Source organism: Alkalibacillus almallahensis, assembly GCF_011761495.1.
Lineage (GTDB): Bacteria > Bacillota > Bacilli > Bacillales > Alkalibacillaceae > Alkalibacillus > Alkalibacillus almallahensis.
In genome coordinates this window covers 1-12,069 of the sequence record NZ_JAASRU010000026.1, presented here as the reverse complement: position 1 = coordinate 12,069, position 12,069 = coordinate 1, and the positions used below count along the sequence as shown (strand labels likewise).

At 37.1% G+C, this 12,069-nt stretch carries 11 protein-coding genes and 1 rRNA gene; 3 read left to right on the top strand and 9 right to left on the bottom strand.

Going from position 1 to position 12,069, the window contains the following annotated elements:
• Positions 1 to 324: 324 nt before the first annotated feature.
• From FHR85_RS14145 to FHR85_RS14130, 4 genes are all read right to left on the bottom strand, one after another.
• Positions 325 to 1,182 carry a YtnP family quorum-quenching lactonase gene (locus tag FHR85_RS14145; protein WP_167264391.1) on the bottom strand — a complete coding sequence of 286 codons (858 nt, stop codon included), beginning with the start codon at positions 1,180 to 1,182 and terminating at the stop codon, positions 325 to 327.
• Between the two features lie 9 nt (positions 1,183 to 1,191).
• Complete coding sequence (gene trmB / locus FHR85_RS14140) at positions 1,192 to 1,848, bottom strand: tRNA (guanosine(46)-N7)-methyltransferase TrmB (protein ID WP_167264389.1); 657 nt, start codon at positions 1,846 to 1,848, stop codon at positions 1,192 to 1,194.
• 99 nt (positions 1,849 to 1,947) lie between these two features.
• Complete coding sequence (locus tag FHR85_RS14135) at positions 1,948 to 2,748, bottom strand: phosphotransferase family protein (protein ID WP_167264387.1); 801 nt, start codon at positions 2,746 to 2,748, stop codon at positions 1,948 to 1,950.
• A gap of 111 nt (positions 2,749 to 2,859) precedes the next feature.
• The gene (locus FHR85_RS14130) at positions 2,860 to 3,765 is read right to left on the bottom strand and encodes a diacylglycerol/lipid kinase family protein (RefSeq protein ID WP_167264385.1); all 906 of its coding nucleotides are present in this window, start codon (positions 3,763 to 3,765) and stop codon (positions 2,860 to 2,862) included.
• 42 nt (positions 3,766 to 3,807) lie between these two features.
• Here FHR85_RS14130 and FHR85_RS14125 point away from each other — a divergent pair, with 42 nt between their 5' ends.
• A complete protein-coding gene (locus FHR85_RS14125) occupies positions 3,808 to 4,821 on the top strand; it encodes an EAL domain-containing protein (RefSeq protein WP_167264383.1) in 1,014 nt (337 codons plus the stop codon).
• Here the strand turns inward: FHR85_RS14125 and FHR85_RS14120 are convergent.
• Genes FHR85_RS14120 through FHR85_RS14105 form a run of 4 tightly spaced genes read right to left on the bottom strand, consistent with a single transcriptional unit; the run spans position 4,818 to position 8,657 of the window.
• On the bottom strand, positions 4,818 to 5,732 hold the full coding sequence (locus tag FHR85_RS14120) for an NERD domain-containing protein (RefSeq protein WP_167264381.1): 915 nt from the start codon (positions 5,730 to 5,732) through the stop codon (positions 4,818 to 4,820). The genes FHR85_RS14125 and FHR85_RS14120 overlap by 4 nt on opposite strands.
• A gap of 23 nt (positions 5,733 to 5,755) precedes the next feature.
• Positions 5,756 to 6,295 carry an RNA 2',3'-cyclic phosphodiesterase gene (gene thpR, locus FHR85_RS14115; RefSeq protein ID WP_167264379.1) on the bottom strand — a complete coding sequence of 180 codons (540 nt, stop codon included), beginning with the start codon at positions 6,293 to 6,295 and terminating at the stop codon, positions 5,756 to 5,758.
• A gap of 13 nt (positions 6,296 to 6,308) precedes the next feature.
• Complete coding sequence (locus FHR85_RS14110; protein ID WP_167264377.1) at positions 6,309 to 7,019, bottom strand: pseudouridine synthase; 711 nt, start codon at positions 7,017 to 7,019, stop codon at positions 6,309 to 6,311.
• 12 nt (positions 7,020 to 7,031) lie between these two features.
• Positions 7,032 to 8,657, bottom strand: a complete 1,626-nt coding sequence (locus tag FHR85_RS14105; protein ID WP_167264375.1) for a putative polysaccharide biosynthesis protein — start codon at positions 8,655 to 8,657, stop codon at positions 7,032 to 7,034.
• 88 nt (positions 8,658 to 8,745) lie between these two features.
• On the opposite strand from FHR85_RS14105, the gene FHR85_RS14100 reads away from it, so the two are divergent.
• Both FHR85_RS14100 and FHR85_RS14095 read left to right on the top strand, forming a co-directional pair.
• Positions 8,746 to 10,014, top strand: coding sequence for a BaiN/RdsA family NAD(P)/FAD-dependent oxidoreductase (locus FHR85_RS14100; RefSeq protein WP_167264373.1), 1,269 nt, complete (start codon positions 8,746 to 8,748; stop codon positions 10,012 to 10,014).
• A 13-nt stretch (positions 10,015 to 10,027) separates the two neighbouring features.
• Entirely contained in the window at positions 10,028 to 10,783 is a 756-nt protein-coding gene (locus FHR85_RS14095) for an exodeoxyribonuclease III (protein ID WP_167264371.1), read from the top strand.
• A 1,167-nt stretch (positions 10,784 to 11,950) separates the two neighbouring features.
• Here FHR85_RS14095 and rrf read toward each other — a convergent pair.
• A 5S ribosomal RNA gene (gene rrf, locus FHR85_RS14090) occupies positions 11,951 to 12,066 on the bottom strand.
• Positions 12,067 to 12,069 lie beyond the last annotated feature (3 nt).

The following is a 12,069-nucleotide window of genomic DNA, read 5'->3' as shown; positions in this document are numbered from 1 at the left end:
CCAAGGAAATCCTTGAATTATAGAACGCCTATTGAGTGTTTCATGGATCACGTCGATGACAGTATGTTGTCTCGCTTAATTTGACAAATGAATATAATAAAGCTCTTTTAAAGTATAGTGTTTATTTTCAAATGATGTAGCACTGAGTTGTTGAATTGTGAGGAGCGAAGGTGGCGACTCCTGTGGGAATAGCACGAGTCTCGAGACCCCGCAGGAAGCGGTTTTCTTCCGAGGAGGCTCGAGCCGTGCCCACGGAAAGCGTCCACCGAGAGCGGATCACAATTCATCAACGGACTTTAACAAAGCTAATTTCAAAATTGATCATCATTCATATTCATAACGTTCTCGTTCTACATAGTCTGAAATCGATTGATTCTCATCGAAACGGAGTGCGCGGTAATACGCATCATGATAAAACACAAACCAACGATTCGTTTCATACGCTTCATTTAAAAGCGCCTGTTTTTCATGAACACTTGTAACAGGATGATCGTCATAAGCTAAGACCCACAAAGGATTTTGATGAGCATGTGTCGGCATTAAGTCAGCCATATGAATAAAGCTATCTAGGTCATCACTATAATGAATAACACTATGTCCATGACTATGACCACTCGTGTGAGTCATAGTAAGACCAGGCAACACTTCATATCGTCCCGCAAATGGTTGGACTTGATGTTGAATCGGCTCCCAATTTTCTTGCCAATATGTATTTTTAGACCGCATATTCGGCTCTCTCATTTCATCCCACTCAACTTGTGAAGTGATAATTTTCGCATTAGGAAAAGTCGACTGAAGTTCACCCTGTTCATCGCGATACGTTAATCCACTCGCATGATCAAAATGAAGATGCGTCATTAAAATCGTATCAATAGATTCAGCTGAGAGATTCAACTGAGCTAGAGAAGATAACACTTTCGATTCTTCGAGTACACCGAAATTACGTTTTAATTTATCATTCAGCTTACCAAAACCAATCCCTGACTCAATCAACATATTATAGCCATCGACTTGTAATAAAATCGGGTCACATCTAAGCTCGATTTGCTGCTTATCATTAGGTGGATACTTCTTCGTCCATAGCGGATAAGGAACAACTCCGAACATGGCGCCTCCATCCATATGGGTTACACCACCGTTTAACCATGTCAGTTGAGCTCGTCCAATCGTCATCGATTCCATACTGTCACCTCATTTAAGATCTGTATTATTTGTGAAGGATGCTTTACAACGATAAATCACTTGACCTTTTTCAGAGAACTTCTCTTCATATTCTGTCATAATATTAGTCCCATCATCATTCGCATGTAAATCAAGCGAAACTTCTTGAAGCGTCATACCGAACTGTGAAAAACTCACTAAACTATACTCAAATAACTGACGATTATCCGTCTTCATAATGATTAAGCCATCATCTTTTAAAACATTCTGGTATTGTTCTAAGAAAGTATAATAAGTTAACCGACGCTTTTCATGACGGGTTTTTGGCCAAGGATCTGAAAAATTTAAGTATAAATAGTCTACTTCATTCTCACTGAACATATCTCTCAAATCTTTCGCATTTTCGTGAATTAACTGTGCATTATGAACATCAGGGTCATTCAATTTATCGATTGCGCTTACAATAACATTCTTATCCCGTTCAATACCAATGAAGTTCATTTCAGGATGTTGTCTAGCCATGCCATCAATAAAACGTCCTTTACCTGTACCGATTTCTAATGCTAGCGGTTGTTGATGATCAAATAATTCTTGCCATTGCCCTTTTCGTTCATAGGGATTTAGCTCAACTATATGAGAATGATTATGAATATAGTCTTCTGCCCATGGTTTATTTCTTAATCTCATTGTTCACACCTATCCTTTTACTCCATTCATTTAAACTAGTTCTATTATACAATAAAAAAATCTATATCCAAGTTGTAAAACAAGGATATAGACTATATTTTAATGATCTATAAATAAAGATTGTTCATTTAATAATTGTTTTTTCCATTTTTCGCTTTCAGGGTAATCATTTTGCTCTAGGTGCCATAAATAATAGGACAATGATTGCGCGACACGATACCATTGAATGCGAGCTAATAATGATTGATCAAGAGCAAGGCCGTATTGATCTAACCATGTTTCCCAGTTCGAACGTGGAATATATTGATAGAGCATCATGCTTAAATCCATTGCTGGGTCAGCTAATACCGCATTATCCCAATCTATTAAGTATAAATGGTGATCTTCACCTAATAACCAATTCTCATGATTAACATCAGCATGACATACAACCTTGCGTTGGTTTTCGACATGATGAACATGATTCGATAAGAATTGAGTCACACGTTTCATAAACAATTTATCTACTGACGACAACGATCGAGCTTTTTCCTGCAACTGAACAAGAAAATGCCATGGTTCTAAAGGTTTTTTACCCATACGCATAAATAAATGTAAGATTTCAGAGGAGTGATGAATTTTGCTCATGAGTTGAACGACCGTGTCTTGTTGCATTTCAACTTTAGATAAAACGCGTCCTTCTAACCATTTTTGGGCAGTGATTACATCCCCATCGGCCAACCGTTTTGTCCATACCAGCTTAGGAACAATACCTTCTGCTGACAAAATAGCTAGGAATGGTGATGAATTACGTTTTAGAAATAACTTCTGATTTTGACTATTTTCTGCTAAATACGCCTCACCTGAGGTACCTCCAGCAGGGCTAATTAGCCAGTCAGAGCCAAGAACATGTTGTTCCATGCTACATTCACCTACTCTTAAATGACGTGTCGTCCATATTATAATTAAAAAGTCAGACTTAAACAGAATAACTTAATAGAAAGGAAGTTTTCAAGAGGATTATTGGTAAAACTATCGTAGAAATGTTGTGAAATGTATTTCTCTACCAATTTCAATCCGTTTTGCCCGTCCTGTTGAGCCATCTACTTGATAGGTTAATAAAGCTTCACCATCTAAAGTGACAGCACTTGCGTGGTATGTATGGACAGACTTTAATCGCGTATGCTTTGCAAAGAATAATGTCGAAAGTAATCCTAATAGTAACCAACGATTAATTGGTTCAACTGTTGTGATTATTAAATCATTCTTTGACCAGTCCGCATCTGGCGCGATTTTTAGTCCTCCACCGAAGTAAGGAAGTATACTAATCGTTACGAGCCATGTATTATTCATTCTAATACAACTACCATCTACATTTAAAGACAAATTTTTAGTTTTTCCAAAAATAATTTGTTTTAACAACGTTCTAAGGTAGATTGAAGTGTACTTAAAACGACTTGAAAGAGTTTGACTAAACCTTTGTTCATTGATCACCGAAGCAACATCAGCATCTAAGCCAACACCTACACTAGTTGTAAATCGAATCAGGTCACTTTCCGTTTTCATCAATCCTAGATGCATTCTAATCACATCACACTCTGAAAACACTTTGTTTAATTGAGCCAACGGTCGTTTAGTAATTCCTATGCCTCGTGCGAAGTCATTACCTGTTCCAGTAGGAATGAAAGCGATTGGAACATTCTGGACATCTGTAAAACCGTTGAGTACTTCTTGTAAAGTCCCGTCACCACCAACCACGATTAACATATCAGTATTTTGACCTATGATTTCTGATGCTAATTGTTGCGCATGTCCTTCGTATTTCGTATAATTAATAAAACATTGGTCCTTTAGGTCTGGTCTCTTTTCCAAAAATTGTTTTACAACATGACTTGCATGGTGATTACCAGCTATTGGATTAACGATCCATCGATACATCACAATCCCCCTTAATACATACAAATTGGAGCGGAAATTTTAATGCTATGTCATTTTTGTGGAACAATCTCACCATTACCTAAAGAAGGTTTTATCTTTGTCCATCAAGAGACCAACGCTTACCAACAATTAGTTAATCATCCATCTTTAAGCTCAGACTATAACGGGGCATTTCTTCAAATACGTTTCAAAAACCATGAACAAGTAATCGAGTTACTATCTCCTTTAATAGATTCTGTGTCTGAAAACGACTGGATTCGCATCTACGGTCGTGATGTAGATCAGCACCCTATTCATTTAACGATTCAACATCTTTATCATCGAATTTCTAATCCAGAACTCGTCGAATTAATTGAACAGGAAGCTTTCGAAGCTCATCTACAACCAATCTATCATTTACAATCTGAAGAACTTTATGGTTATGAGTCACTTTTACGAATTCATCAAAACATCGTTAATCCTGGGAAATTATTTCAGTTTGCTCAAAATGCCGGCCTGCATTCTTACTTAGATCAGCGTGCCCGTCGATTAGCTATTCAAACTAAAGCAGATAGAATTGGACCTGGCTACTATTTATTTATCAACTTTTTACCTTCATCAATCTACAATCCAGAATTTTGTCTAAAACATACATTTCAAGCAATCGATGAGTTTAATGTACCGAAAAATGAGTTAGTCTTTGAAGTGGTTGAAACAGAATACATTGATGATATGTCACATTTAGAAAATATATTAACACAGTACAAACAATCTGGTATGAGGGTTGCCTTAGATGATGTGGGAAGTGGCTATAATAATCTTCACGTTTTGAATCAATTAAACACTGACATTATTAAAATTGACCGTGCCTATGTTCGCGATTGTCATATTAACAAGGAAAACCAAGATTTTATCGACCGAGCGATTGATATTGCCGATCAACTTGCTTTAACTACATTGGCTGAAGGGATTGAAACAGATGATGAGTTGAAATGGTTGCAAGCCAGGGGCATTCATCTAGCCCAAGGCTTTTATCTCGGCAAACCATCTGCAAATATCATTCATGAATATGCTTAGAAATCCTCTTCAACATCTTCCCATTCCGGTCGATTGATTGAAGTTGTTTGAGTATGCTCTAATAAAGCACCTGCGACTTTTAGTTGCTGGTGTTTTAAAGGGGTGGAACTCGTTCGTTGATTGTTAAACCATGTTTCATAAGTTGACTCATCAATATAATGCGTTTGATAAGGAGAATGGTTGTATTGGATCACACCATTTTGAGATAACACAATTTTTTCAATCGTATAATCAATCTCATGATGGTTTAAAATACTGCGGATTGCTCCCTCCATTCGCTTTAATGCAATGTTAGGGTTAACAATAGCCTTCTCCTCACCATTGATTCTCTTCTTCCATTTTCGTTGATCCACCGCTTCATAGACCGCACTTTCATGATCAGTATCCAACCAGTAAATACATTGAATTGATGTAGGCGTCACCATGATAATATCGCCTTCTAGCAGAGCTTTATTCAATTTAAATATAGGTTGATAGAATAATAAAAATGTATCAGGAAAACGCATAAGAAAGTATTTTAGTTGATCATCTGATTCGTATAGACGATCAAGAAAAGACACTTCTTGTAATGTGCTTGAAGCCCATTTTAATTGAAATTGAAAAATGCGATCTAGGAAATCTCGTTTTAAATCGTCTTCATCATCAGGTAGTTGTGAAATGGATTGATCAACAGTTTCAAACTGGTCATCTTCCTCTTCTCTTTTAAACCATTTCTTAAAAAAACCTTTCTTCTTATCGACTTCCTCTTCTTCAACAACAGGACTTATTTGATCTTGTTCTTTCTGTTCAAGCCACTGTTGTTTGATTCCATCATAGTTTTCTTTTTTTAATCGGATAAACTGACCTGGATAGCGAAATATATCTTGTTCATATCGAGATACATAGTCTTGTAATTTGATTAACTGTGCCATTATACGTCACCTATCTCTACAAATTAAAATTGGTCTATCACTTGATATTTAGGCTCATCTGATGGATGAATTTGAAACAATTGAAACGCATTCGCTTGAAAGCTTAATGATGAATTGAACGTATGCTCTAATAAATTTGAGTCACATTCGACAGTATGGTCCCGCCACTTTTTGGCCAAAGTAATATGTGGTTTAAATGGTCTGTTCTCCTTTGGAAATCCGTATTGCATCATGACATATTCGACTTCGTTTTTTAACGATTCTAAAGCCTTATTAAAGACCACTTCAGCGAATAGCACGCGAGGTTGTGTTGGTTTTCCAAAGTAGCTTGTCTTATTGATATCAAGATCAATCGGATTAGACAACTCAATCTGCCTAAGATCTTCTTTTAATGTCGGAATTAATGTTTCATCGACATGACCAAGAAATTTAAGCGTGACATGAAAATCATCTTGATGAACCCAGTTTTTATAACTGACATGTGGTTGAAGTTCCTGTTGAGTTTGAACTAACTTTTGACCAATCTCGTGAGGTACTTTAATTCCGATAAAATAATGACTCATCAAACCATCCTTATTAATTCAATAATTGGTTAAGTTCATCTTCGGTTAATTCTCTAGCTTCCCCTAATTCAAGTGATTCGTCGAGTTTTAGTGGTCCCATCTGCAATCGCTTTAAAAACTGAACTTGCTTACCTCTCGCTTCAAACATTCGCTTAATTTGATGAAATTTACCTTCTGTAATCGTGATAAGAACTTCAGATTCTTCTTCCAAATTATGTTGAACAGTTAATTCAGCTGGTTTTGTCACATAGCCGTCTTCTAATTCAACGCCTTCACGAAATGCTTGGATATCTTCATCCGTAACCAACTGGTCAATGACCGCCTCATATAATTTATTCACTTTATGCTTCGGCGATGTTAATCGATGTGCTAATTGGCCATCATTCGTTAAGAGCAATAAACCTTCAGTGTCTTTATCAAGACGCCCAACCGGGAACAGATTGAATTTGTCATATTCTAAATCTAATAAGTCTGTTACACATTCATGACGATCATCTTCTGTTGCGGATATAACGCCTTGAGGTTTGTTCAACATAAGGTAAACAAATTCCCTATAGTCTATCTCAATCCCATCAACAATAACGTCAGATTGCGTTGGATCGACATGGTAAGATACGTCTTTGACTACTTGCTCATCAATCGTGACACTGCCTTTTTTAATGATCTTTTTGACGTCTTTTCGCGTCCCAAATCCTTCATTTGCTAATAATTTATCTAAACGCATAATCATAATCTCCTAAATAAAGATTTTCTTCAATCGATGAACACGGTCACCCATTAATCGTTCTAATAATGTTGTTTTATATGCTAACCATAGATAGACATAACCACCAATGATGACGGATGTGAACAGTTGAACAATGACTTGAAGTTTTGAAATGTCACCTGAAAAGGGTAGTCCAACGAGATAACGCGTGATGATCACAACCAAGGCCATGATCACTGTTAAGATCACGATTAACAATGACTTTTTGAATAAAGGCTTTAATTCAAAATGAGTCGTGCGGTATAAGACGGTTAAATTTAATAAACCGGCTGTTAACACGCCTAAACCTGTCGCCATAACAGCTCCCTCTGCTTCAAACATCGTAATCATTGGGACATTCAAAGCAATCTTTATAATTAATCCGACTGCTAAACTTAATAACGTGAAGTTTTGACGATTTACACCTTGTAACATCGAAGCACTGACTGTAAATAGTGCAAAGAATAGTGACACAGGGGCATAAACGGCTAAGATGGAACCAGCATATTTATTCGCCTCATCAATGGCATAGAGCGTGCCGTATGCCTCATCAGCTAAAATGGAAAGCCCGATTGCTGCTGGGAAAATAAATAGCATGACAATCAATAAGGCCTGACTGATGTACCGACGATAAGTGGTCGCATCACCTTTCGTAAATGCCTCTGTAATCGATGGCAATAAAGCCATGGCTAACCCAATCGAAAGTGTGACTGGAATGATAACTAACTTATGACCGTAAACAATAATGACTGATAACATCGATTCAGATACATCAGCCATACCAACACTCGCCATCGCACGGTTGAACGTCAATTGATCGACCATTTGATATAACGGCGTTGCGATTCCGACTAAAATGAAAGGCCCAGCATAAGATAATAATTCCTGATATAAATCACGTTTATCTGGTGATTCTGATACGTTCGTTTGTTCAACTTCACGGAGAATTTCTGGACGACGTTTACGGTAAATATAGATTAAGATTGCACTCGAGGCAATCGCTCCAATAAACGCAGCAAATGCAGCTAGTCCAACAGCTAACGTAATCGTACCTTCAAACACCTTTAATACAACAAACGCAGCCGCTAATAAAAAGCCAATCCGAACAATTTGTTCTGCTACCATTGAGATCGCACTAGGTCCCATTGACGCATGGCCTTGGAAATAACCACGTACTAAGCTCATCGGTGCCACAACAATCAAGGCGATACTTACCATCTTGATTACAAAAGCAACATCGTCTGTTGAGTTTGAAAAGTCTCCGCTTTCGGGGACGAACAGTTGTGCAAGCCAGTCAGCAGTAAAGAACATTATTAAGAACGTGACAACACCTGTTACCGCCATAAACCATAAGCCCGATTTAAACACGGCTTGCTTTGTTCGATAATCTTCTAAGGCGTTATATTTAGCAACAAATTTCGACATCGCCATAGGGACGCCGAGTGATGAAATTGTTAAAAAGATCTGATAGGGATTATAGGCGTATGAATATAAGGCTCCGCCAGATTCGCTAACTAAAGCAAAGAACGGAATGACATACAATAATCCGAGTATTTTCGATAAGTAATTGGCGCCCGTCAACATCATGGTGCCTTTTAATATATTTGATTGGGACATATTTTCACCTGCAATAATTAGTCTGATTCATGTTATTATTTTATCATAAAGTGTAAACAAATTAATGAGTAGAAGGGTATGAAATCTGTTGAAATATGATGTCGTCGTAATAGGTGGTGGGCCATCTGGATTAATGGCAGCGATCACAGCTGGGCAAAATGGCGCTAGCACCTTGCTAATCGAAAAAGGTAAAAAACTTGGTCGAAAGTTAGCCATTAGTGGTGGAGGTCGTTGTAATGTCACGAATGTCTTACCTGATAAAGAATTAATCGAACATATCCCTGGTAACGGGAAATTCTTATACAGTGCTTTTAGCCATTTTAATAACTATTCAATCATCGATTATTTCGAATCATTAGGCGTTGAGTTGAAAGAAGAAGATAAAGGCCGAATGTTTCCAGTTAATGATAAAGCCATGACCGTAGTAAATAAGCTCGTTGAACAAATCGATGTCTACAGTATTGATACCCGATTGCAAACGAAAGTTGAGGCTGTTCATTATGGCGAGTCAAGTCATACCATCATTTTAGACAATGGGGAGAAAATCGAAACGACATCTGTTGTGATTGCTGTTGGCGGTAAATCGGTCCCTCACACAGGAAGTGAAGGACAGGGCTATGCATGGGCGAAAAAGGCTGGCCATACCATTACTGAATTATATCCAACTGAAGTGCCTATGACATCGAATGCGCCTTTTATTAAGGCGAAGACATTACAAGGTATTTCATTACGAGATGTCGCCATTACAGCCTTAAAACCTAACGGAAAACCGATCAAAACACATCGTTGGGATGTTCTATTCACCCATGAAGGTATATCGGGCCCAGCAGCCCTTAGATTAAGCCAATATGTCGTCAAAGCCTTAAAACGCCATAACGTAAACGAAATCACGGTTTCGGTTGATTGTTTTCCTGATATAAATAAGGATCAACTTGTTAAACAATTGATGGACGCATCAGAAAGTTCGCCAAATAAATCAATTAAACACGTATGGAAGCCTTTTTTACAAGAACGCGTTCTCTCCTATATGTTAGAACAGATTGATCTAGACGAATACACAACCTATCACCATCTTGAGAAGAAAAAAGTGTTGGAATTAGCACATTTCATGAAACACTTCACTTTTGAAGTGAACGGAACCTTATCAATCGAAAAGGCGTTCATCACTGGTGGTGGCGTTTCATTAAAAGAAATTATTCCGAATCAAATGGCTTCTAAAATCATGGATCGCCTATTCTTCTGCGGGGAAATTTTAGACATTCATGGTTATACAGGTGGATTTAATATAACAGCTGCCTTTTCAACTGGACAGGTCGCAGGAATAAACGCTGCTTATCGTGCATTAGAAGAGAAATAGAGGAGAAATACAAATGAAAATCATATCATGGAATGTCAACGGCTTAAGAGCTGCTGTCAGAAAAGGATTCTTAGATTATATCGAATCTGAAGATCCAGACATCGTTGCCGTACAAGAAATTAAATTACAATCAGGGCAAATCGAATTACCACTACATGATTACGAATGTTATTGGAACTATGCAGAACGTAAAGGGTACTCGGGCACAGCTATTTTCACCAAACACACACCCATTCGCTCATTTAATGGTGATTTTCATCCAGCAGCGAATTCTGAAGGGCGTGTTCTAGGATTAGAATTTGAAAACGTTTATTTAATCAATGTCTATACACCGAACTCAAAACGATCATTAGAGCGTTTATCAGAACGGCTTGAATGGGAAGATGCTTTCTTGCATTATGTCCAACAACTTAATGGGATAAAGCCCGTGATTATTTGTGGTGATTTAAATGTCGCCCATCAACCACTAGATGTGAAAAATGATCGATCAAATATTGGGAACTCTGGATTTACAGACGAAGAACGTAGCAAAATGACACGTTTACTTCATAATGGGTTTACAGACGTATTAAGACATTACTATCCAGAGCGCGATGACCTATTTACTTGGTGGTCTTATATGAAAACCGTGAGAGAACGTAATATTGGCTGGAGAATCGATTATTTTCTCATATCTGACTCCATTGTTGAGCAATTAAAACATTTCCAAGTCGATGACCACATATACGGTAGTGATCATTGTCCGATACAAATGACAATCGACGTATAGATTAATTAGGAAGCTGTTAAAATGATTTTGCATAAAGAATATAAAAGAGATTAATCAGCCTATTTTATATATCGTTGACGAAGGAAATGAAAGAGAAACTCAAGGCGTTTGGTTATATCCTAAACAAAAAGAAGACGTTCACAACTCAATTATCCCGTTTGCTTCACATTTAGTTCATTTAGAACAAACTGAATTATATTCTAAGACCTTGCGCGCATTTATAAATCATATTAGCAATTAATCTACGATCCTTTACGCTATATTAAAGTTTACTGATGATATAAAGTAAAAAAATCATAACTTCCAAAATGCGGAAGTTATGATTAGTCATCATGTCTTATTCTGCTAACGAAATCTTTCCTTAAAATGAGATATATCATTTTTCATTTAATCCTTGTATGTAATACATAAGAAGACCACTAAACATTCCACCCACTGCAAAACCTAATAAATAGGGGGAGTATGAGGTTAATTCAATGGGTATACCCATGAAATAATCTATGACTATTAAAAGACTAGTCGTCAATATTGGAAATAATATAATCCAAGACAACATTGTTTTTACGAGTTTAGACACAATATCCACCCTTTCCCGTTTTAAACTATACTTCTCCTTTAATTGAATAAGGATCAGAGTTTATATAGCAAATTGAGTTAATCTTAGTGTATCATATGTTTCTAAATTCTGTAATAAACTTCCTCTAATAGTCAACTCACTTATCGTGACTTCACTTCTATGGTGTCGGACACTTTATCTAACCATGACCGATTTTAATAGAACCACCCTTCAAGAAAATATCGACCTTACTCAATGTAAATCTTAAATTATTGAGTTCAACAAATAACCAATGAACATAAGAATAAAAAAACTCAACAGCATGAGCGTGTTTAAAATAACTAACCATTTATTTTTAGCTATTCCTGAAAATAAAATACCAATAGGAGCTATTACAAAAGTGAGTAACCACCATGGACTAGCAACTTGAAAAAGTATATTAGGCAACCACAACATTGCACAAACTATAATACATATAATACCTATCCTTTTGAACCTCTTTTCTTTCACGATATGTAATCACTCACTTTACTCATTACTAATTTCTAATTACAATTCAATACCTTTATATACAAAAAGAACATCGCAGTATTGCGATGTTCTTTTAAATTGCCCGGCGGCGTCCTACTCTCGCTGGGGAAGAACCCCAACTACCATCGGCGCTAGAGAGCTTAACTGCTGTGTTCGGCATGGGAACAGGTGTGACCTCTCTGCCATAACCACCGGACTT